Source organism: Paraglaciecola psychrophila 170, assembly GCF_000347635.1.
GTDB lineage: Bacteria > Pseudomonadota > Gammaproteobacteria > Enterobacterales > Alteromonadaceae > Paraglaciecola > Paraglaciecola psychrophila.
In genome coordinates this window covers 984,002-1,007,768 of the sequence record NC_020514.1, presented here as the reverse complement: position 1 = coordinate 1,007,768, position 23,767 = coordinate 984,002, and the positions used below count along the sequence as shown (strand labels likewise).

Sequence of the window (23,767 nt, the reverse complement as noted above, 5' to 3'; positions counted from 1 at the left end):
TACCACCAGTGGTAACCATTGACGTTTAAATATCACAACTAAGAAATTAAATGAAGTATCTAATAGCATCTTATTATCAGTGACTCTGGTGTCTAGCGCTCACACGAAACACCTAGTACCCAAGAGTTTGTTGCTCCCACAGTTTTAAAGCATAAACAATTTCAAATTTGCACACTCACAGCAAATGATGTCATTAAAAACTAAGATGCAGTAATGTCTGATCGCGTGGATTTACATGGTGTGTTTGGGTAAAATTCCACATGACCAGCAGTGGAATTATCGCTTTAAAAAGTGTGATTGACTTAGGCTGGCACCAAAAAGAATTTCAAAGAAAGCCACCATTTGCTTAACGGTTGTTACCTCGATGAAAAGTGCGTTATTGGATGTATATACATCGACTCCAAAGACAAAGGCGAGTTTGACGCAGAAATAACAATGAGAGGTCGTCAATACGCTTTAAGAGTCGGTTATGATGTCGATTTCAAAACGGTTAAATAGTGACTCACTAACGAATGGCCTTTAGTAAACTCAGGCTATCAAAGTAGTGTTATTACTTGGGAAAAGTGGGGAAACACGATTCAGGTATTACTTTTTAACTAATTGGATGACTGCAATTCATCGTTTTTTAACAACGGTTCAGTGCCATTATGGGTTAGCACTGTTGAGTCGCTTAAGAAATGTTTGCAGTTCAAAAACACTAAATTTGTTTATATCACCTTTAGCTAATTTTCTAGCTTGTGACGGCGTCACACCTAACACTCTAACCGCATTTTTAATGGGTGTATTTTTCAAATCGAGTAAACTGTGGATCTCGATCATTAGTTCCGAACATTGTTTATCCATCTTTTATAGGCTATCCGAGCAAGTTGTAACATCAATGAAATGGCGTAATCCAAAATCATTTAGTCTGTAATTAAAAAGTACTTTCTTAGTCAAGTTTATATTAATTCTTCACCGCTGCAAAGAATTGGCTGAATTACGAAGAATCAGACGGCTAAAAATTAACACCTGTGTATTATTTATTAGGAAAGTGACTACCAATATTTGATAATAAGGTTTACTAAGCCTGTGTAAATCTTTACGGCTAAATTGTTACATTAGTTCACAAAAAAAGACAAGCTAGAAGGCTCTTTTAGTCAATATATTACGATAGATAAGCTTATTAAGAATTCTATTTTAATACTTAACTTGTTCTCAGAGGCACAGAGCATTAGATGTAACTAACGCAGTTTGTGCCTGTTATATAGCAGACGTAAACTTCCCCCTTATAGGTAAAAGGATATGGTTCACCAAATAATGTTATTTACCGAATAGAAGAAAATAATGAAGAAGGAATTTGGTTAAGAATTTACCAAGCCACCCATAACAATTTGACTAACTAAAAATTTACCAAGCCACCCATAACAATTTGACTAACTACCAAGACGAACTACGCTTTGATTAGGAATTAAATCAAAGGATTGATGCCATGCCCCAGCCACGTAGCAGCCAAATTAGTTTATCTGATACCCCTTATTACCATTGTATTTCCAATTGTGTGCGGCGCTCTTTTCTGTGCGGTGTAGATAAATACTCAGGTCAAAGTTTTGAACACCGCCGTGAATGGGTTGAAAAGCGGATGTTGTTTTTATCTTCAGTGTTTGCCATAGACATATGTGCCTATGCGGTGATGAGTAATCATGTGCATATGGTGTTACATGTGGATGTGAAACGAACGCAGGTATGGTCAGATAATAACGTGGCTCAGCGCTGGCATCGTTTGCATCGAGGCACATTGCTTACCCAAATGTTTGTTAGAGGAGACACGATAAACCAAGGACAACAGCAGACCTTAGATAACACCATCACCGAGTATCGCAGGCGCTTACATGACATAAGCTGGTTCATGCGTAATCTCAATGAACACATAGCCAGAGAAGCGAACAAAGAAGATGACTGCAGGGGGAGGTTCTGGGAAGGTCGGTTTAAATCTCAAGCCTTACTAGATGATGCAGCATTGCTGTCTTGTATGGCTTATGTTGACCTGAATCCGATCCGAGCCAAGATAGCGGATACGCCTGAAACATCAAAATACACGGGCATTCAAAAACGTTTAGAATCGATAAAACAGCCATCTATTAAAAATGTGTTGATGCCTTTTGTCGGCAACCCCAGACAAGATATGCCCAAAGGTATACCCTTTTCCCTTAAAGACTACTGTGAGCTAGTCGATATCACAGGAAGAGTCATCCGAGATGACAAAGCAGGGCATATTGACCAGCAACAGCAAGCCATACTGCAAAGATTAGGCTTATCAGACGAACAATGGCTCACCCTCACCACTGAGTTTGAAAAACACTTTTGTTATGCTGCCGGAGCAGAGCAAATGATGAATCAATTTAAAGAGCACACCGGGCATCAACGAATTCGAGGTATGGGTAAAGCGAAAACCTTGCTGCGCTGCGCATAACCGCAATAAACCAGTCAACTTATAGTCAACAAGGCATAGCTGTGTCTACAAATCCGTAAAACACTTCTTACTCCCAGCAATTAGCCATAAACTAACGCTTAACGTCATAACTCAGTCAATTACATCCATTTCAATACAAAAAAACGATTTTTTTTGAAGTTGGTTTTCAAAATCTATTATGGGTGGCTTGGTAACAATAGCGGCGCTCAAATCTTTCACCACTATCATTGATAAAACGTTGTCAAAACGTATGTAATTTACAACCAGATGAAAAATTTGATATCACGTTTAAATACGATAGCAACTGAACACTTTCCATCGATTCAGACGCCTGCGCTAGTAATGTCTGTTCTGCTTCGCGAAGTGGCTGAATTCCTAAGAATAGGGTTGTGTATTGGTGGGCAGACTTTAGACATCGTGCACTACAGAGATGCCTACCGCTTATGAAAGCTCGTTACACCTGCAGGCAAACACCTGTGCTCGCAGTCAGAATGCTATCAAGCCATTGAAGAGCCATGGTCCATTGGGTGGTCTGTTAACCAACTGAATATCGTTTCCGAGTCTGCCACTGTTACTGGTGATGCAGGTGAATGTTCCGAACGGCACTGAAAATGGAGCAACTGACACTACCCATTCAAGAATGAGTTACAAATTTACCTCAATAAAAATAGTTGGAAAGAAACTTAGCGTAAACTTTAGCCATTGCTGTTTAGAAACGGTTTCTTAAACAAGGCGTTTGTATTTGCTTTTACAGCGCCTGCTGAAAACTAAAAACACAGTGTTAATCAGAGATGTCTAATGACCGCAGTCTGATTCTGCAATGGAGCAGTCTTTTTCCTGGATTCGCCACATTATTACTAACGCTCAATACGAAAGTACTTCAAGCATCTCCTTCCCTTCAGTTTTACTAAATTCGATTATAAACGGCTAGTGCTTGCAGCACGTTAACCGTGTCGGAACCATGGGTATAACCTAGGCCAATTTCTCTTGAAATAGACAAGTCTTTTATCGGTTTAAAATGAATGTGTTTATCTTTGACAATAGCCTCTGATAACGGAATAAAGGCACAGCCTAAACCAGCTTTCACTAAACCTAGGGCGTATTCGATGGTTTGTATTTTTGCCCTGGTATCTATACTGACATTGGCGGAATTCAATGCTCTTTTTAAATAAGTCCAGCCTTCACATGGACTTCGTTGTACAAAAGCCACATCTTGTAAGTCTGTAATGCTCACGCTGTCGATTAAACTTAATCTGTGATCCAGTGGAATAGCTAATTGATATTCTTCCTGCCACATAGGTACAAACTGTTCGTTATTTAGCTTTAAGTCACGGCTAATGATCCGTGCTTGGCATGGTTCATCCTGAGATACCAAAGTGAGTTCTAATGAGTTAACTGCACGGGTGAATCTGCCTAACAAGTCGCTCATTCGCGCCACGCCTAAGCCTTTTATCAAGCCTAACCTAAAAGGTGTTTTTGTGGTGTCTGTGCTAAAAACATCTCGAATAGCCGTTGCTTGTTCCAATAATTGTTTCGCTAAAGGATAAAGCTGCTTACCTGCATGGGTTGCCTGAACACCTCTAGCATGGCGAACAAATAGGCTAGTTGATAGACTACATTCTAATTGTTTCAACGAGGCCGATATAGAAGGTTGAGCCACAAATTTCTTTTTTGAAGCTGCGCTTAAACTGCCACTTTCATAGATAGTCACAAAATACTCTAACGCACGTAAATCCAAGTTGAATGCTCTTATATTTAATATAGATAAAAACTATAGCAAATAAAGATTATTAATATTATTCCTTTAGCTAAATAATGCTTATGATTTGACCACTGTGATCCATGGCCAAACAAAAAATGGTTTACAGGCATTTTTTAGCAGTAGATTTAAGGCATAACATCATGATGCAGGACCGTAATATTAAGGTTAAACAACAGATTATTGATGCGATAGAGTCTGATTCGTTACCTGTTGTAAATTCTTCATTCACGCCTGCTGAAGTAGGCTTGTCAAATACCCAATTGATAGACTTATTTGAATCACAAGTTATGAGCCGCCACTTGGACTTTCAGTCACGGGTGATGCAAAAACAAGGTCAAAGTTTTTATACTATTGGCAGTGCAGGCCATGAAGGTAACGCAGCTTGTGCATTGGCGTTTAGGCCTAATGATATGGCTTTTTTACATTACAGAAGTGCGGCCTTTGTTATCCAGAGGTCGAAACAAGTACCCGGGCAAACACCTTTGTACGATATGTTATTAAGCTTTGCTGCGTCATCAGATGATCCTATTTCTGGTGGCCGGCATAAAGTGCTGGGCAGTAAGAGTTTATTTATTCCACCTCAGACCAGCACCATCGCGTCACACTTACCCAAAGCTGTTGGAACAGCTTTCAGCATTAGCCTGTCCCGCAAGGTAGCGGTAGATAATGTCTTGGCGAAAGACGGGGTTGTGGTATGCAATTTTGGTGATGCCTCGTCAAACCACTCTACAGCTCAAGGTGCGATTAACGCTGCCGCTTGGGCTGCGTTTCAGTCTGTGCCAATTCCCATTGTATTTATCTGTGAAGATAACGGTATTGGTATCTCTACCGCCACACCTAAAGGTTGGGTGCAGGCCAACTTTGAACATAGAGCTGGGCTGCATTATATAAAGTGTGACGGCTTAGATTTACTCGACACTTACCATAAAACTCAACAAGCGGTAGACATTGCCCGAAAACAGCGCATGCCAGTGTTTTTACATATGCGAACCGTGCGTTTATTAGGGCATGCAGGTTCAGATTCCGAGTTTACTTACCGCAGTAATGAATATATTGAAGACACAGAGGCACATGATCCTTTGCTATTTAGTGCAGCGTTGTTGTTGAAACACAACTGCCTCGATAGCCAGCAAATTATCGATTTATATAAAACTATAGAAAAATCTGTGGCAGACATCAGTCAACAAGTGATCACTAAGCCCAAGCTGACTTGTGCTGAGAAAATCAAACACAGTATTATCCCACCTAAGTTAAATAAGGTGTACCTCAGTAACGTATCGAAAGCCCAACGCAGCGAATTATTCAGTCATGAAAAGCACAACCTAGCGAAGAAACAACACCTCGCCAAATTGTTGAATTGGACCATGATCGACTTAATGGCTCAGCAACAAAATATAGTGATGTGTGGTGAAGATATTGGTGCTAAAGGTGGTGTATATAACGTCACCAGTAAACTAGCAGAAAAGTTTGGACCACAAAGGATAATCAATACCTTACTCGATGAACAGTCTATTTTGGGCATGGCAATAGGTTTAGCTCACAATGGGTTTTTACCTATGCCAGAAATACAGTTTTTAGCTTATGTACATAATGCTGAAGACCAAATACGCGGTGAAGCGGCTACCCTGCCCTTCTTTTCGAATGGGCAATTCACGAATCCTATGGTCATTAGGATCGCAGGCTTAGCTTACCAACGTGGTTTTGGTGGACATTTTCACAACGACAACTCCTTTGCCGTATTTCGTGATATTCCAGGCTTAATCATTGCCTGCCCTTCAAACGGTGCCGATGGGGTGGAAATGCTCAGAGAATCCGTAAGATTGGCCCAAGAAGAGCAACGTGTAGTTATCTTTATTGAGCCTATCGCGCTGTATATGAAAAAAGATCTTCATCAAGAAGGCGATGCACTTTGGACATTTGATTATATTCAACCAAGTGATGCACAACTGATTAAAACAGGGCAGCTAGGGAGTTTTGGGCAAGGTAAAGATGTATGTATTATTAGTTATGGCAACGGTTATTACTTAAGTCGCCAAGCTGAAAAGGTTCTAGCCAAATTAGATATTCACTGCACTGTGATTGACTTACGCTGGCTAGCGCCTCTGGACGAGAAGGCTATCGTTGAGGCTATTGGCGACATGAAAAATGTGCTGATAGTAGATGAATGTCGCAAAACAGGCTCCATTAGCGAAGCATTAATCACTTTGTTGATGGAACATGATGTTAATTATGCAAACCGAAATATTGAACGACTTACCGCCCATGATAGCTTTATCCCTCTGGGAACCGCGAGTTATGAAGTATTACCTTCTTGTGAGCTTATCGTTGAACAAGCCAAACGGATGGTCGGTCACAGCAAATAAAAACGACTGCGTTAGCATCAGACATGGGCAAAGATTAACAAAATAGTATATTGCCGGTTGTATGCCCACGCCTAAAATCTACTTAGATTTGTTCGGTCGCAATGATTTCATATCTCGAATATAGCGTCTGAAATATCGCTTTATATCCTCTAAAATCAAGTAATTTAAAGGCACAATAAACAAAGTTATTACGGTAGCGAACAAAATACCAAAACCTAAACTGATGGCCATAGGAATTAGAAATTGAGCTTGGGTAGACTTTTCAAACAATAGTGGCATTAAACCAGCAAAGGTCGTTAAAGAGGTCAGTAACACCGGCCTGAAACGCCGCCCTCCCGATTCAAATACCGCTTGTTTGATGTTCATACCCTCTTTACGCTTTTGGTTGGTGTAATCTACCAATACAAGAGAATCATTCACTACCACACCCGACAGTGCCAACATGCCCATAAAGCTGAGTAAAGTTAAATCCATTCCCATGATCCAATGACCAATCACCGCACCAACTAAACCAAAAGGAATGACTGACATGACGATTAAAGGTTGTGAATAGGACTTAAAGGGTATCGCCAGCAATATGTAAATTAAAAAGGCCAGTGCAGTACCACCTAATATCAACCCCTGCTGCGAGTCTTTTTGGTCTCTGGCTTCTCCTGCCATTTCAAAGTTTGTACCCGGATAACTTGTAATTTGTTGCTCCAACCAGCTGCGAACTTCTTCCTGCACCAGCGATAGGTCGCCATTTTGTTTGTCAAAATCAGCAGTGACAGAAACAGTTCGTTGTCTGTCGACACGCAAAATTGTATCAGGACTTAAACCAGGAGAAATGTTGGCAACTTGCCACAACGGAACTTCTTGGTTAGGCCCAATACGTATCATCATTTGCTCAAGGGTTTCGATTGATTGACGTGCCTCAAGTGGATAACGCACCATTACCCGCACTTCTTCACGGCCTCGCTGAACACGTTGCACTTCAAAACCAAAAACAGCTTGCCTCACTTGTCGTGCCACTTGGTTTAAATCCAAGCCCAGTAATCGCGCTTCTGGCTTAAGTTCAAGTTGTAATTCTTCTTTACCGTCTGACAAAGAATCTTCGATATCCGATATAGCCGCATAATTCGCTAATTGCGCTTTCAGGCCCTCACCTAATGCCGCCAGTGCATCGGTATCTCGACCTTTCAACTCAACATTAATTGGTGCTCCACCCCAACCGCCAATTTCAGCTCGATAATTAAGTTGCTCGGCACCTGCCACTTGGCCTACCAGTTTTCTCCATTCTTTGACAATTTCGCCAGTTGTGACTTGCGAAGTGCGTTTTTCTGGGGGAACGGTGTCGATCCGAACCCGACCTGTCGTCGAGTTACGACCACCACTAATCGAATAGATATTACGAATAACTGATTCGTTGGTTTCGGGATCAGTGTATTTTTCCCGTAACGTTTTAGCATGTTCGGTCATTGCACTAATTATGCGGTCGGTACTCTCAAACGCAGTTCCTGCTGGCATCACAAGTGTGGCGGTCGCCACTTCACTTTGAACCCGCGGGAAAAATACAAACTTGGTATTACCGCTGGCAATGCTACCAATAATAAGCACCAAAAAAGCAAACATGGCAGTCCATGTAGCGTATCGCCAGCGCATAGCTTGCGCCAGCATAGGCTGGTAAAAACGCTCAATAAAGACCTCTAACGAACGGGCAATCTTTTGTTGCACTCTAGAAAAGAAAGAGGACTGGCCAGGAATACGCGGTTTGACATGTTTAAGGTGAGCCGGCAATATTAATTTTGACTCGATCAAAGAAAACAATAGTACGGGGATAACAACCAAGGGTATGGCTGCATACCAACTACCACGACCAGTCTGAAAGGCTAATGGCAAAAAGGCTGCAGCAGTGGTTAAAATACCAAAAGTGACAGGGATAGCGACTTCTTGCGTGCCTTTAATCGCGGCTTGAAGTGGGTCTTCGCCGCGTTCTAGATGGGCGTAAACATTTTCGCCCGTCACAATGGCATCATCAACCACGATCCCAAGTACTAAGATAAATGCAAAAAGGCTCATCAGATTTAGACTTACGTCAAACAGAGGCATAAATAAGAAGGCACCCATAAAGCTCATAGGAATACCAAGGCATACCCAAAATGCAACTGAGGGTCTGAGAAATAGAGCTAATAGTGCAATCACTAACAAAGCGCCTTGCCAGGCACTGGTGCTTAGTGTCTGCAGACGGGCTTTGATTGGCTCACTTCTGTCGCGCCAGTAATCAAGGCTAAGTCCTTGTGGGAGTTGCGTTTGTTTTTCTAATATAAAATTTTTGACCGCTTGAGTAACCTCAATAATGTTTTCATCACCGGTGCGAAAAATTTCTATTTCAATGGCTGGCACACCATTAAATCTTGTTCGTAAAGGGGTTTCTTCGAAAGCATCTTTAATTATGGCAATGTCATTCAATCTAACCATTGTGCCATCTTGGGTGGTGATAATGGGAATATCAGCAAATTCTCTAGCACGATAAGCTTGGCCTCGACTGCGAATGAAAATATCACCACCTTCTGTTTTAAGGTTTCCTGCAGACACATCTCGAGAGTTTTGGCGGATAACACCAGCGACCTGTTCAAGTGTTAGATCATACTTTCGAAGCGACGACTCTGGGATCTCAATCGAAATTTCAAAAGGTAAAGTGTTATCAACTTCGGCTTGGGATACCGCATCTAAACTGGCGATTTCATCACGAATATCTTCAGCTAGACGTCGTAATGTCATTGCATCGTAATCACCATATAGAACCATACCAATGGCGTCTCTTCTTCGTTGTGGAACCTGAATAAGTTTATTTTCAACCTCGACTGGAAAGTTGTTAATGCCGTCGACTCTTATTTTTACTTCATCCAGTACTTCGCGAACATCGTAACCTTCTTCCACCTCAATACTAATGGATACCGACCCCTCTCGGCTCTGGGAAGTAATTTGACGAATGCCTTCTAAGTCCTGAATCGCTTCTTCAACTTTTATAGTAATGCCTTCTTCAACTTCTTTAGGCGCAGCACCGGGCAAGGTCATTGATACCTGAATTTGTCGCTGTTCGAACTCCGGAAAAAGGTCGACTGGGATCTGGGTAGATACCACGTATAGACCTGAGAGCATCACTACGAGTAATAGTAAATTTGCTGCGACATCATTTTTTGCAAACCAAGCAATCATATTATCTGCTCCTACTTCACAGTCGCTGATGAACTTTGAGCACTACCCGTAGCAGAATTTTTTTGCAAGATTTGCTTTTCTACAAATTGATTCTGACTATCAGGTCGATTTTTAAAGCCTTCGGTAAGTGATTTAACTTTGGTTCCTTCAGGCAGATTAGCGGTAGGTGTGAGGATCAAAAGATCTGATGAACGTAATCTATCTAATCGAGAACCACCGGCTGTCGTTTGGGCTAAAATGGATTCACTATCGGATAATGCAGAGACAACGACTGATTTAGCATCGGTCCAAAGTGGAGTTACTTTGCGTTTTTTTAATAAGCCTTCATCTGCTACGCTGACCACAAAGTTTTGAGAAACCGCTCTTCTGGGGATAACGTACACGTCCTCTAATAATCGGCCTTCTATTTTTGCACTTAAAAATTGACCGATACGTATTGCAGGACGTTGTTCGTTTGAAATAAAAGGATCGTTAATTTGAGCAACTACATACAGCATACGTGTTGCAGGATCTAACGCCCCTTCGCTTCTGACTATTTGACCTTGCCATTGATAAGTCCGAGACCCAAATTCTCCAGTTAGCAGCACTTTGGGCTGGTCTTGATTTGTTTCGTTATCCTCGGGGATCATTAAGTGTTCTAGGTCAGCGAGTTTAACTGGTAAGCGAACTTCAACAACATCGGTACCGTAAATATCAGCTATCGTTTGGGTCGGGCTAACAACTTGACCAATATCGACCATTTGTTGAAGTACCTTGCCATCAAAAGGCGCTCTAATTTGGGTGCGCTCAAGATCTAATTTAGCATTGTTGAGACGAGCTTTAGATGCCTGCATAGCTGCTTTGGCCGCTGCGACTTGTGGTTTTCGCAATGCAAGAAGTTGCGCGGCATCATTGTTAGGTCGCTCATTCCATTCTTGGGCAGCGAGATCTGCCTGTGCCACTTCTTGCAAATATCGTACTTCTGAATCTGCTAGTGTTGAGGCAGCAATATCCACTGCAACACGAAAATTTCGGTCATCGAGATAAGCCAGCACATCACCCTGAGTAAACGAGCCACCTGCACGTATATTAGGGGAAACGTTGATTACTCTGCCACCCACTTCCGCTACAAGTTGAGTCCGAGTCAGTGACTCAGCAGTGCCATACGAATCAATCCATGCTGCATAATCTTGCTGTTGTAAATTCGCAATTTCAACCACCACATTTGGTGCTTCACCACCACCCCATTTTCGAGTTTGCGGTTTGTTACTAAACAGCGCTAAAAGTATACCTATTGCAATGACAATAATAATAACAGTGACGACGAAATGTGCAGCCCAATGCACTTTTTTATTATAAATTTCACTTGAGTCATCCTGCTGAATCATTATTCTACTCCGACTTTTTATTGCCAAAATTGATGGACTGGTAACGTCCCTGTTTTTTTGCGAACAAATTAAATATGTGGTCAGTACGTAATAAGGATGTTTTTAGATTATTTAAATTTAAAAATTTACTTGTGTAGTGCGTAGACTGTAAAAATACTCGGCAGCAGCTGTCAACTATGTCAATTGGCTTCTTCACAATCAGAGTCTGTTGTATAGATAAGAGATAGCGTTTATTCTGGTATTTCTTAATTAGAGGCTTTGTAAAAAAAGGGTTTTTAACATTAACGACGCGAATTGGTGACTTTCTTAACGTCACCCAAGATGGCTACGCCATTTTTTCGGCCGAGGATATATTAATAGGATGCAATCAGGCCTATGCCGATATTTTGTATATTGATTTTGACCAGATAATCGGACAAAACTTTAACCAACTATGTCGAATTGCTTTTAAAAAACCAACAAGGTCCAAAATTTGAGACCATTGATATTGAGCAGTGGTTAAAAACTGCACATACTAAAAGACGAACTCAAGAGTTTCGAATATTCGAAGTGGATCTGATGGATGAACGCTGGTTCCTGATGTCTGAACAACTACTTCCAAGTGGTGAGCTATTGCTTCAAGCAAAAAACATTTCTACCCAAAAGGGTATTGAACTGTCGCTGTCTAAACATACTCATCAATTAACCAATTTAACGTTAACGGATGAACTCACTCAAATTTCCAATCGACGTAGTTTCATAGCCAACGTCAAATCTGAAATAAACCGATATAAAAGAAATAAACAGATATTTACTTTTTGTTTATTAGATATTGATTATTTCAAGAAGATTAATGATCAATATGGGCATCAAGTGGGTGACAATGTTCTATTGCAGCTGAGTACATTGATAAAAAACACATTACGGGAATATGATCATTTTGGGCGAATAGGTGGCGAAGAATTTGGCATTTTATTACCTGACACTGAGGCCATAGAAGCCCAAGACATATTGAACCGATTACGTAACCAAGTTATGACTACGGTCTTTAATAACGAGAATGACCCAGTTCATATAACGTTGTCTATTGGACTGGTTACAAGCTGACTCGACTGTACTTATGAGCTCCTTTTTATCCAATCTGATTTGGCCTTATACAAAGCTAAAGATGATGGCCGCAATCAAGTCGTCATTCTGGATATTGCTAAATAAACTAAACATGCCACGAGGTATAAACTTCGGAGTCAGAAGCAATAAACAAACGTATTAATGTGTGTTATCACAACATGCCAGACTTGGCTCAATATAGTTGTCACTTTGTCAACAAACATCATGTTTTGTTAGTTTCAGAATTGAAAAAACCAATGCTCCAACTTAAGCAAAAATGCCTCTTACCAACATCTAAACCGCACGATGCAATGACTCACTCTTCATGTGGGAAACAAATAATATCTGTTTAATGTAATGGCAATTAATTTCATAGGTTTTAATCGGTATAATACAAGAGTACTCCAATAACCTTTGTTAACGATATAGGCATTATATTTACTTGCTGACAGTTCCAGGGTTCTGCAGTGCCAACTTAAGCAGTTACTAGCTTTATTATACCCTTCGTTAAATTACCACATCTGCCATTTTTTTCTCCCGTCAAGCCATATCTACACTCTTTAAAATTTAAGAATTTATAGTTAATTTTAGAGGGTTTTGATCACGGAAAAAGCCGCTTATTGACGAAAACCTAAAAATCTTACCCTTTGCATAAATAAATGAGTCAGCATGAAAACACCCCGGTTCACCTCCCCAACTTCAGTTAATTGACTTTTGAGTTAAACATACGCAAAATTGCGCGCTCAAATTGCTCAGGTGCTCTTTTCAATCGAATATTATCGTTTGGAAAACAAGAGATAATCGGGAAGTTAGTGCAACACACGTGTTGAAATCTAACGCTGCCCCCGCAACGGTAGTACTGAATATCAGTTAAGCCCGGAGACCGGCCTGTCAAATGTTACAAATTATAGTGCGGTGGGCGCTAGGAATTGTATTGAAACTTTCACATCTAAATACAGTATTATTTAAGTGATGTTTCGTCATTCCTAACGTCCTCGTTTCAGAGGCCGACATGCTTTTTCCAAAATGCTTTACCATTTTACTCGTATGCCTTTTTTACCTGACTTGGGTAGAAGCCAGTGAGCCCTCAGAAAAAACAATTGAAGTACTCACCATTTATGATCAGCCCGCTATCTTTTCAAATAATTATCAAGTTTTGGGCCGTGAGGATTTTATTAATACCTCACAAACCCTGTCGGACGTATTACAGACCATTAATGGTTTACAGATACGCCAGATTGGTGGTTTGGGCAATCCGGTTTCAGTGTCTATCCGTGGCTCAAGTAGTAAACAGGTGCAGTTATACATTGATGGTCAATTAGTCAACGACAGTCAATTTGGTGGTTTTGATCTCAATCAAATACCCACCGAACACATCCAAAGCATTGAGATCAGTAAAAACCAGGCGATAGGTGCTGGCTCTACCCCCATTGGAGGGGTGATTAGAATTAATACTTACAACCCTAGTCAAGATAAGTTAAAGCTCAGTCTAGCTGTTGGCTCATTTAACCACCAAGAGCTCAACCTTCTGTATAACAAGGCGTTTCAAACAAATAACTTATCTGTGGGGGGAAGCTATCTAAAAACAGATAACAATTATGATTATCTTGTGCCTCAAAGTTTTATCCGCAGTAATGAGTCAAGCATAGAGCCTTTGCGTAACAATCAGTTTGAGAAAAAGAATGTGTATGTGAACAATCATTTATCATTTGGAGCTCATAAAGTCAGGCTAACTCTGCATTACAATGAACAAGAAAAGGCCCTGCCTAACTACCAAAACAATACCCCAGAAAATGCATCTAGCCTTTCATCTAATACTTGGCGATTAGGCTATAGACACAGTATTTACACCAACCTAAAATGGTTAGACAACCTCGAATTTGAAGCGTACCAGGAAGATAAAACAGAACGTTATTTGGATATACTGGATGACGTGACACGCTTAGATGCGAATTATGCCACCACAAAAACTCACGCTGACCTGACTTCATTTTTTGTTTTTGATAGTCAATACGCAGACATAACTGTCAGCCCTTTTATTGAATTAAACAAACAACATTTTGCTTCTCTGAGTTTCGATAATAATGGCCAGATTAACTGCAATGGGATCAGTAGCTGCGATGTCATAGCCAAGCAAACTCAGATATTACTTGGCTCTCGGTTCGAGTGGCAGCAAAATAATGGACCACTATCTGCCTTTTCGTTAGTGACCCAGTTAAACGAGCAAAATCAAAACATTGCGCCAAATCAGTCTGATGCAGAGACATTTAACAGCGAACAGGATCACCAAACTCAAGAATTAGGACTGGTTTATCAGGGATTGCGTATAAAAACTGAATTGATTGCCAGTAACGGTATCCGCACTCCTACCCTATTTGAACTATTTGGTGATAGAGGATTATTTAAAGGTAGTAAAGATTTATTACCTGAAAAAGCGCAAACGTTTAGCCTTGGGGCTACATATAGCGATCAAATAGCGCACATGAGTTACTCACTGAATGCTTCGGCTTATCATCAAAAATCAGACAATGCCATCGTCGCAATTTTTAACAGTAGCGGTGTCGGTGCCTATAGAAATGTGAGTAACGCCAGATTAAACGGGCTGGAACTGGAAACAAAAATCACGGTATCGCCCGCCCTCAGTTTTAATGTACAAGCCAATATCATAGATAGCCAAACCAGCTCAGCAATTAAATCGTTTAACCATAAAAAATTACCAGGTATTTATCACCAACAATACAGTTTATCGGTCAACTACCAATTTAATTCACAGTGGAAAATACACCTGCGCGGTGATGTAGACAAAGATTTGTACTTTAATCGCCCCAATATTTTCACATCAACTAATGGGCAAGCAGGCAAACCAGCACAACGTCGGATAACAGATATCCAACTGGGCTATACAAGTGGGGCTTATCACCTCAACGTAAGTATCAATAACCTATTTGATCAGCAATATCTGGATCTAGCTAACCGCCCTGCTCAAGGGCGAAGCATTCAATTTAAACTCTCAATACAAGGTATCTAAATGTTAACATTATTCAAAAAAAGTGCGCTAACACTCAGCTTAATAAGTACATTATCAGTTTTAGGGGGGTGTAGTAGTGACAACAATGAAGCTCCTGAGCTATCAGGTAGTTTGTTAGTCACTGTGGCTGAAAACACCACAGTAGTTAGTCAATATATTGCGATAGATGATGGTGTTGATTTGACCTACACCATCACAGGAACAGACCAGCAACTGTTTGCTATTACCAGTACTGGTGTAGTGGAATTTATTAACGCGCCTGATTTTGAAAGTGGTGATACGGGACCTTATAACATTACAGTGACAGTGACAGACGCACAGGGTTTAACCGACTCTATTGATGTGGCTGTAAATGTGGGAGACGAGTTAGATACGCCCTCGCTGGGATTGGTTCAAACTATAGCAACTGACTTTTCAAGTTCACAAGTCGCTTATTTAAACTATGCAACACAAACGGTTGATGATGGTTTTTATGCTAAAACACAATCCGACTACTCAATTAATGTATATCAAACAGACGTGTACCATATTGGTCGTTTTTTTATTGATACCATTAGCAAATACAATACAGATGATGCTAGCACCGAAATTTGGACTTATTCAACTCAAGATGATTCAGACTCCACCACACGTAACCCTTATACATTGGTGTCTCTCAGTGCAGAAAAAGCATATTTGATACGTTATGGTTCAGATAAAGTCTGGATTGTGAACCCACAAGCCACAGACTTTGAGAATTTTAAAATTGGTGAAATAGACTTAGCGAGTTACGTACCAGAGAACAATACAGCTGGTACACCGAGTCCATCTGCTGCGGTCATCAGTGATGAGAAGTTATTTATTGTGATGCAGCGTTTAGATGCTAATTTCGGTAGCACTAACGCAGTCTATTTAGCTGTATTTGATACAGCCACTGACAGCGAAATTGAAACTAATGCAGACACCACTGACAGCGTAATGGGCATACCTCTACTTGGCTTAAACCCATTAGAAAATAGCGTTAGAGCATTTGAAGACAAAGTCTATATTACCACCCGCAACTCCTTTTCGGCTGTTAGCGTAGATCAAAGTTTGATTGAAGAAGTGAATACTAACGACTTCAGTTTAAGTACCGTATTAAGCGCTGCAGACATTACCAACAACAGCGCAAAATACATCCAATCTACGGCTATTGTTTCAGATAAAAAAGGCTACTTTTTTGCTAACGAAACCTTCTTTGGTCCATACCGTGAAGAATCTACACTTTATCAATTTAACCCAAGCACAGGTGAAATCAGCGATGAAACAGTGCTTGATATAGACACCAATAGCATCGGTTTTATTGACATTGATGCCGCTGGTTTCTTATGGGTAAGTGTAAGAGAAGATGCAGCACCGGGTGTCGAAATTATTGACACCAAAACCAATACACCCTTAATCAATCGCTTAGAAACGCAATTAAATCCTGGCGTTATTCGTTTTATCGAATAATAAATACCTGGAATAGCAATTTTTGCGGTGCAACGAAGCACAATTGATCCTCTGAGGGGTGCTACAAACGCTCTATTACTTTAGAGAAAAAGATATCGAACCTCAGATTATATCCGCACAGAGTGCTCTCCGAGCGCTTCGATACACCTAGCTAAAGAATGATTAAACGATTAAAGCAAAATACTATTTTTGCTTTAATCGTTGTTCGGCAATCGATGCCCTCATCTTATTTTGTGGTTCAAACGCCCTACTCTTTATCTTTATCTTATGCTTTTACTATCTACTACCACTAACTATTTACTGCAATTAACAATCCATTAACCTTTTATGCTCGCAGCGCCCGCTGTCCATGATGTTCAAACGCTTTCAATCTCTAGCCCTGTTAATTAACCGAGCTTTTTTCTAGCCTTTTAATATCATCTATTATCGAGGTTGATCGTCAAACAAATAGCAGGCATAGTGCCCGCGCTATTCACCCCCTACTATTAGTGAGCTAATCTATGACATCACCCCACCCTCTCCCAATTTATCAAAGTTTTGTGAATGGCCAGTACCTTAATAATCAAAGTGGTGAAAAATTTGATGTCATCAACCCTGCAACAGGCAAGGTGATTTATCAGGTTGAAGTAGCAGATGCATTTGTTCAGCAAAGTGCTATCGACAGCGCACAACAAGGCTTTATCACTTGGTCCCGCATGACGGGAATAGAGCGTAGCCGGATATTACTAAAAGCTGTTGCGTTACTAAGAGAAAAGAATGACGACTTAGCCCTAGTAGAGGTTGCTGACACCGGTAAACCATGGCAAGAAGCCAGTGTGGTTGATATAGTATCTGGAGCCGATGCGATTGAATTTTTTGCAGGCCTTGCGCCTGCTGTCGAGGGTAATCAACAACAAGTAGGTGAAGATTTTTATTACACTCGCCCTGAACCGCTAGGCATATGTGCTGGCATAGGCGCGTGGAATTACCCATTACAAATAGCTTGTTGGAAAGCGGCCCCTGCACTTGCCTGTGGTAACGCGATGATTTTTAAACCTTCTGAAGAAACACCGTTAGGGGCATTGAAGCTAGCTGAAATTTTTATTCAAGCCGGCGTTCCTGAAGGCGTATTTAATGTTATTCAAGGTGATGGCAAAGTAGGCGCTTGGCTCAGTCATCATGAAGATATTGCAAAGGTCTCTTTTACAGGCGAAGTCGGCACAGGTAAAAAAGTGATGGCAGCGGCGGCAGGCTCACTCAAAGAAGTGACGATGGAGCTGGGTGGTAAATCCCCATTAATTATTTTTGATGATGCCGATATCGATAACGCTGTATCTGCAGCTATGCTTGGAAACTTTTATACTCAGGGCGAAATTTGTACCAACGCCACCCGAGTGTTTGTACAAAAAGACATTTACCCTGTATTTATCGAAAAATTACATAGCCGAATCAAATCCAACATTGTAGCAGGCGACCCTATGCATCCCGATACTAACTTTGGCGCACTTATTTCTAAGAAACATCAAGAATTGGTGCTGAGTTACATTGAAAAAGGCAAAGCTGAAGGCGCAACGTTATTATGTGGAGGTGTAGCACTGCAACCCGAAAATGCACCCGACGGCTATTTTGTTGCACCTACGGTATTTACTGATTGTGAAGACAACATGAGCATTTGCCGAGAAGAAATTTTTGGCCCGGTGATGGCAGTACTGACGTTTGATAATGAAGACGAGGTTGTTGCACGTGCCAACGATACTCACTTGGGCTTAGCTGCGGCTGTATTTACCCAAGATATCAGCCGTGCGCACCGTGTAATTCATCAGATGCAAGCGGGTATATGCTGGATTAACAGTTATGGACTATCGCCTGTTGAAATGCCTGTAGGCGGCTATAAACAGTCAGGAATAGGCCGCGAAAATGGCTTGGCGACACTCAAACAATTTACTCAATTAAAATCGATATATGTCGGTTTACAATCTTTAGACAGTCCATTTTAGAGGCCAATAATGAATATCCAAGCAGATTATGATTATATAATTATTGGCGCAGGCTCTGCAGGTTGTGTGCTGGCCAATCGTCTAACCGAAGACTTAAACACCCGCGTATTATTATTAGAAACAGGCGGCAGTGACAAAAGTATTTTTATTCAAATGCCCACGGCTTTGTCTATCCCCATGAATACTAAAAAATATGCATGGCAGTTTGAAAGCCAGCCTGAGCCTTATTTGAATGACCGCAAAATGCATTGTCCTCGTGGCAAAGTGTTGGGCGGCTCATCGTCAATCAATGGCATGGTGTATGTACGTGGACATGCTAAAGATTTTGATGAGTGGCAACAAAGTGGTGCCACTGATTGGGATTATTCCCATTGCCTGCCCTATTTTAAAAAAGCGGAGAGCTGGGCATTCAAGGCTGATGATTACCGCGCCAAAGAAGGGCCACTTGGGGTCAACAACGGCAATCAGATGAAAAATCCGCTATATCAAGCCTTCATAGATGCAGGAACCGATGCAGGATATCTGGCCACCGAAGATTATAACGGTGAGCAACAAGAAGGCTTTGGCCCTATGCACATGACCGTCAAAAATGGCCGCCGTGCATCAACCTCCAATGCCTATTTGCGCCCAGCGATGAGCCGCCCTAATTTGACCGTTGTCACCCACGCTTTAGTGCATAAAGTACTGCTTGAAAACAAAGCAGCAGTAGGGGTGCGTTTCGCCCATAAAAATCAGACACATGAAATAAAAGTCAATAAAGAGGTCATTTTAAGTGCTGGCTCTATTGGTTCACCGCACCTACTGCAACTTTCTGGCATCGGCTCTAAAGAGGTCTTGGATAAAGCAGGTATCGAATGTTTGCATGAATTAAACGGTGTAGGTGAAAACCTGCAAGATCACCTAGAGTTTTACTTTCAATTCAAATGTACTCAGCCTATTACGCTCAATGGTGAATTAGACTGGTGGAGTAAGCTTAAAATTGGGGTACGCTGGATTTTGAACAAAGACGGTTTAGGTTCAACTAACCATTTTGAATCCTGCGGTTTTATTCGTTCAAAAGTAGGTGTCGAATGGCCTGACTTGCAGTATCACTTTTTGCCTGCAGCGATGCGTTACGATGGCAAAGAAGCCTTTGCAGGACATGGTTTTCAGGTACATATTGGTCATAACAAACCCAAAAGCCGGGGTAGCGTCAAGGTGGTATCAAATCAACCTGACGTAGCACCGCAGATTACATTTAATTATTTGCAACATCAGGATGACATTCAAGGTTTTAGAGCCTGCGTAAGGTTAACCCGTGAAATTATTAATCAACCTGCACTTGATAGCTACCGAGGCGAAGAAATTCAACCCGGCATGCATATTCAAAGCGATTCAGAGATTGATGCCTTTGTGCGTGAATCTGTTGAAAGTGCCTATCACCCAAGCTGTTCATGTAAGATGGGTACTGATGCCTTATCTGTGGTTGACCCAGAAACCAAAGTACATGGCATTCAAGGCTTACGCGTAGTGGACTCTTCGATATTTCCGACTATTCCAAATGGAAATCTAAACTCACCAACTATTATGTTGGCCGAGCGAGCAGCGGACCTTATAAAAGGTCATCACTTACCGCCTGAATCGGTAACGGTAACAGGTGATGTGCAGTGGCAAACTCAGCAACGAGCTAACACACCTAAACGATAATAAGGGCTAAACCATCACATATTTTTCGGTTATACTTTTTTCGGATGTATTATGACAATTTGGTTATCAGCAGGCATTTTATTCACTTTTTTTTGCATCGGCTGTATTTTATTTAAATGGGGAAATGTGCGTTGTATTGGTGTCACTCCGGTTAGCACCTTTACCTTTATCGCTATTTTATTTACCTCAGGTTTAGATGTGGGGCTGATAATGTTCCCCTTAACTGAATTCGCAGGCTACGCGGATATTGCCACCAGCCCGGAGTATGCGTTTACTAACCCCTTAGCGATTGAATTTGGCTTTTGGGCTTTTTTGATCTGGTGTTTCTATTTTCTAACCTGTTTCTATTTTTGTATTATCGAACCTAAAGTCCAGTTTTTCGCCATCCCTATCGTTAAATTTATCAATAACTTGGTTATTATTGGTACCTGTGCTTTTACAGCTTTTTTACTACTGAGCAATTTGCCTTGGTATATTCCCCAGTTAGCCGATGAAGGTGCGTTAACCGCTAGTTTCTATTTGATTGTGTTAGGCGTTATCGCCGCCTCGGTATATTCAAGCACGGATATTCGCTATGTAAGTATTCTCAGCCTGGCTAGCACTTGGTTGTTTTTTGCCTTGATAACCTTCACGTGGTTAGCCGCTTTGTCATCGGATAAAGGAGAGGCCAGCGAACTCTTCCAGACTTTTGGTTTATTAAATGGTTACTTTTCGAATATCCATCAGTTTGTTTTACCGCTAAACGCTTATCATGAATTTTATCTGTACTGGTGGTTTGCTTGGAGCATTATGATTGGCCAATTTACCGCTCGGTTTGTGGGTGGGCTTCGCACTTACCAAGTATTTTTAACAATGTCGATTTTTCCTTCTATCCCGATCGCAATATGGTTTGTAGGATTGTATTACGTTCACCTTAACGATATCAATATTGCAGGTTGGTTAAACGGCATGATGGTTGCTGTAGGAGTGTTATTTGTGATCAATTCATTGGACTCACTGATACGCCTTTACACAGATAATTTAAACATAACCATTACCAGAGTAGGCAAAGCTCCCTATTTTGTAGGTAATCTTTTAGTACTATCCAGTCTGACTTTATTATTCACCCTAGACTTTTTACAGATCCAATGGGTAGGAGCCGTTGTTATTGGTTTAATGTTCAGTTGCTTATTGTTTATATTATTTACCCGTTTAAAAACAGTCGCCCAGATCAATAACAGTCCAGAGCAAAACATCTTAGATTTTTGTATCATGGAACGTGAGAAAAGTGCCAAGCAGTAAAAAGCAAAAGATATAAATGTTTGAACCTAAGAGGTCAATGGCTGCCGAGCACGGATAAAAGCAATTTATATTCGACAAATTAGCTTGGTGTTAACAGATTAAGCCACAGTAGATTTTGTGTTAAAGTTCAAAATATTAATATGTAATTTTGACTAATAGGCGAGTATAAAAATCAGCAGTTCGCTTTTATGTTTATGACTAGAATGTTTGCTCTAAAACAGACATTAAAAATCATAATCGTCGATTAGCGAAGCTTTATGAGCAAAAAAACGCCTACCAAATTGGCACGCGTTTCTTGATGATTATTGGCGACATTGGACCACATATACTTATTCGAGCATACCGTAGTTAATAATTAATCAAAGAAGCGATTAACGTTATAAAGTTGCTCGTCAAGATCTTCATTCTGATTATCCATTATGACCTCTTGCCAGAGCAAGACTCTTTTTTGTGCACTGTCACCATAGCTTGCACGAATAGTCTCAAACAGTTCCGGGGGAAAGAAAATTAAATCACTGACTTTTATGACTGCTGATGACAAAAACAAAATAAGAAACAACCTCAAGTAAAAAGTGAGGTTTTTTCTTGTATAGCGGCGAGAATGCCCAATTGAGTGCTTACTGCTTATCATTATCCTGCATGCATTTTTTTCATGTACGAATAATAAGATAAATATATCCTATGTAGCATTCAATTCAAACTCTAAAAAAGCGATTTGTACTTACTCATTACCAGCAAGTGAAGCAGTCTTAGATCACCGAGTTCACAGATTACGCAGAGGAAAAACTAAAAAACTGTTATTAAAAACATTTTGCTCGAGTTACCTATCTCGCATTTAGATACTAGATGATATGGTCAACTCCAACCGGACACTTTTCTAAAGGAATTTTCAAATTCAATTGACGATTGCTCCAAATTGGCTGAATGCAGTCGCTCAACATTGTAATATTTCATGTACCTAGTCACATCTTCTCGAATATGTCATCAAGTTGGCTGCGGTACTTTAAACAACTAATCATGCTTTATACTTCCAAAGAAACGCTCCACAACAGCATTATCCCAGCAAGCTCCAACGTCACCCATGCTGGGCTCGACTACCTAATCGCGACACCAAATTTCTAAAGCCTGTACTCGTGGACTGAGAGCCTCTATCACTGTGAAATATCACACCTTTTGCCGGTTTACGTAAGTTATGGGCCTTTACCAGCGCTTGCTCGACCAAATCACGCGTCATGCGTTTTGATATATGCCAACCAACAATACGGCGTGAGTACAAATCCATGACAATTGCTAAGTACAAACAGCCCTCACCCGTCTTTAAATAGGACACATCACCCGCCCAAATTTGATTGGGTCCAACTGGATTGAAATTCATATTTAACAAGTTGTCAGCCACAGCATCACTGTGTTTTTGCTTGGTTGTCACTTTATAAGCTATTCTCCGAGTCACAACTAATTTAAGCCGCTCCATTAGCTTAATGGCGCGATAACGTGTTATCTCAAAGCCTTCTTTGCGTAGTGCTTTAGCAAGCTCTGCGCTGCCTCAACTGTTTCGACTCGCCTTGAATAATATTTTTGCTCGTCGATACAGTCTAAGTGTTTGAGCGACTATGAGTTCACCCGGTCTTTTTAGCCATACGTAGTATGCTGACGAACTCACTTCCATCACTTTACAAGCAACTGACACAGGATATTTAGCATCAAGCTCACTTATAAAAGAATATCTTACTTCATTTCTTTCGCGAAGAAGGCACTTGCCTTTTTTAGGATTTTACGCTCCATGTGTAGACGTTTATTATCCTTCCTGAGCTGAATTAACTCTGCCCGTTCATCACCAGACAGCACATAACCTTGTACCTGTTTCTTATGCTTGGCTACCCAGTTGTAAAGTAGTTTGTCTGTCGCGCCCAAAGACGCAGCTGCCTGCACGATTGAGTAATCTTGCTCAATTACCAGAGCAACCGCTTCTTACTTAAATTCTGTTGGATAATGCCTGTTTGTTCGTTTAGTCATATTCACCTCAATTAACAGGATTATAATCCTTTATTGAAGTGTCCGGCTAATTCAACCACAACAAGCTGTTAGCAACTTGTATCTAGCA

Annotated in this window: 13 protein-coding genes, 1 pseudogene and 1 riboswitch; of the genes and pseudogenes, 8 read left to right on the top strand and 6 right to left on the bottom strand. The window is 40.9% G+C overall.

Annotated elements, in window-relative coordinates; all coding sequences use genetic code 11:
* Positions 1-645: 645 nt before the first annotated feature.
* Complete coding sequence (locus tag C427_RS26175) at positions 646-843, bottom strand: XRE family transcriptional regulator (RefSeq protein ID WP_034898991.1); 198 nt, start codon at positions 841-843, stop codon at positions 646-648.
* Between the two features lie 625 nt (positions 844-1,468).
* Between C427_RS26175 and C427_RS04415 the strand changes: the two genes are divergently transcribed.
* Positions 1,469-2,449 (top strand): transposase, encoded by a 981-nt coding sequence (locus tag C427_RS04415; RefSeq protein ID WP_015430467.1) that lies wholly within the window; start codon positions 1,469-1,471, stop codon positions 2,447-2,449.
* Between the two features lie 907 nt (positions 2,450-3,356).
* On the opposite strand, the gene C427_RS04410 is transcribed toward C427_RS04415, so the two are convergent.
* Positions 3,357-4,187: a LysR family transcriptional regulator gene (locus C427_RS04410; protein ID WP_007640334.1), complete on the bottom strand. Its 831-nt coding sequence runs from the start codon at positions 4,185-4,187 to the stop codon at positions 3,357-3,359.
* A 164-nt stretch (positions 4,188-4,351) separates the two neighbouring features.
* Between C427_RS04410 and C427_RS04405 the strand changes: the two genes are divergently transcribed.
* Positions 4,352-6,574 carry a dehydrogenase E1 component subunit alpha/beta gene (locus C427_RS04405; RefSeq protein ID WP_226991214.1) on the top strand — a complete coding sequence of 741 codons (2,223 nt, stop codon included), beginning with the start codon at positions 4,352-4,354 and terminating at the stop codon, positions 6,572-6,574.
* A 78-nt stretch (positions 6,575-6,652) separates the two neighbouring features.
* Here the strand turns inward: C427_RS04405 and C427_RS04400 are convergent, their stop codons facing one another.
* Positions 6,653-9,772: an efflux RND transporter permease subunit gene (locus C427_RS04400; RefSeq protein WP_007640329.1), complete on the bottom strand. Its 3,120-nt coding sequence runs from the start codon at positions 9,770-9,772 to the stop codon at positions 6,653-6,655.
* Positions 9,773-9,783: 11 nt separating this feature from the next.
* Positions 9,784-11,139 (bottom strand): efflux RND transporter periplasmic adaptor subunit, encoded by a 1,356-nt coding sequence (locus C427_RS04395; RefSeq protein ID WP_007640327.1) that lies wholly within the window; start codon positions 11,137-11,139, stop codon positions 9,784-9,786.
* Positions 11,140-11,580: 441 nt separating this feature from the next.
* Here C427_RS04395 and C427_RS04390 point away from each other — a divergent pair, with 441 nt between their 5' ends.
* The 6 genes from C427_RS04390 (at position 11,581) to C427_RS04365 (ending at position 21,666) form a co-directional block, all read left to right on the top strand.
* Complete coding sequence (locus C427_RS04390; RefSeq protein ID WP_007640325.1) at positions 11,581-12,225, top strand: GGDEF domain-containing protein; 645 nt, start codon at positions 11,581-11,583, stop codon at positions 12,223-12,225.
* Positions 12,226-12,962: 737 nt separating this feature from the next.
* Positions 12,963-13,131: riboswitch (cobalamin riboswitch) on the top strand.
* A 106-nt stretch (positions 13,132-13,237) separates the two neighbouring features.
* Positions 13,238-15,253: a TonB-dependent receptor plug domain-containing protein gene (locus tag C427_RS04385; protein ID WP_007640323.1), complete on the top strand. Its 2,016-nt coding sequence runs from the start codon at positions 13,238-13,240 to the stop codon at positions 15,251-15,253.
* Positions 15,254-16,723: a hypothetical protein gene (locus tag C427_RS04380; RefSeq protein ID WP_007640321.1), complete on the top strand. Its 1,470-nt coding sequence runs from the start codon at positions 15,254-15,256 to the stop codon at positions 16,721-16,723. It abuts the gene before it with no gap.
* 500 nt (positions 16,724-17,223) lie between these two features.
* Positions 17,224-18,699 carry a betaine-aldehyde dehydrogenase gene (gene betB / locus C427_RS04375; RefSeq protein ID WP_007640317.1) on the top strand — a complete coding sequence of 492 codons (1,476 nt, stop codon included), beginning with the start codon at positions 17,224-17,226 and terminating at the stop codon, positions 18,697-18,699.
* Between the two features lie 9 nt (positions 18,700-18,708).
* Positions 18,709-20,385, top strand: coding sequence for a choline dehydrogenase (gene betA / locus C427_RS04370; RefSeq protein ID WP_007640315.1), 1,677 nt, complete (start codon positions 18,709-18,711; stop codon positions 20,383-20,385).
* A gap of 51 nt (positions 20,386-20,436) precedes the next feature.
* A complete protein-coding gene (locus C427_RS04365; RefSeq protein WP_034899784.1) occupies positions 20,437-21,666 on the top strand; it encodes a choline transporter in 1,230 nt (409 codons plus the stop codon).
* Positions 21,667-22,021: 355 nt separating this feature from the next.
* On the opposite strand, the gene C427_RS04360 is transcribed toward C427_RS04365, so the two are convergent.
* Both C427_RS04360 and C427_RS24535 read right to left on the bottom strand, forming a co-directional pair.
* On the bottom strand, positions 22,022-22,213 hold the full coding sequence (locus C427_RS04360) for a hypothetical protein (RefSeq protein WP_007640309.1): 192 nt from the start codon (positions 22,211-22,213) through the stop codon (positions 22,022-22,024).
* Between the two features lie 308 nt (positions 22,214-22,521).
* A pseudogene (locus C427_RS24535) lies at positions 22,522-23,622 on the bottom strand (IS3 family transposase).
* Between the last annotated feature and the right edge of the window lie 145 nt (positions 23,623-23,767).

What these genes read in the sequence shown, in the direction of transcription:
- C427_RS26175 (WP_034898991.1), bottom strand. Translation starts at nt 843, where the DNA reads ATGGATAAACAATGTTCGGAACTAATGATCGAGATCCACAGTTTACTC.
- C427_RS04415 (WP_015430467.1), top strand. Translation starts at nt 1,469, where the DNA reads ATGCCCCAGCCACGTAGCAGCCAAATTAGTTTATCTGATACCCCTTAT.
- C427_RS04405 (WP_226991214.1), top strand. Translation starts at nt 4,352, where the DNA reads ATGATGCAGGACCGTAATATTAAGGTTAAACAACAGATTATTGATGCG.
- C427_RS04400 (WP_007640329.1), bottom strand. Translation starts at nt 9,772, where the DNA reads ATGATTGCTTGGTTTGCAAAAAATGATGTCGCAGCAAATTTACTATTA.
- C427_RS04395 (WP_007640327.1), bottom strand. Translation starts at nt 11,139, where the DNA reads ATGATTCAGCAGGATGACTCAAGTGAAATTTATAATAAAAAAGTGCAT.
- C427_RS04385 (WP_007640323.1), top strand. Translation starts at nt 13,238, where the DNA reads ATGCTTTTTCCAAAATGCTTTACCATTTTACTCGTATGCCTTTTTTAC.
- C427_RS04380 (WP_007640321.1), top strand. Translation starts at nt 15,254, where the DNA reads ATGTTAACATTATTCAAAAAAAGTGCGCTAACACTCAGCTTAATAAGT.
- betB (WP_007640317.1), top strand. Translation starts at nt 17,224, where the DNA reads ATGACATCACCCCACCCTCTCCCAATTTATCAAAGTTTTGTGAATGGC.
- betA (WP_007640315.1), top strand. Translation starts at nt 18,709, where the DNA reads ATGAATATCCAAGCAGATTATGATTATATAATTATTGGCGCAGGCTCT.
- C427_RS04365 (WP_034899784.1), top strand. Translation starts at nt 20,437, where the DNA reads ATGACAATTTGGTTATCAGCAGGCATTTTATTCACTTTTTTTTGCATC.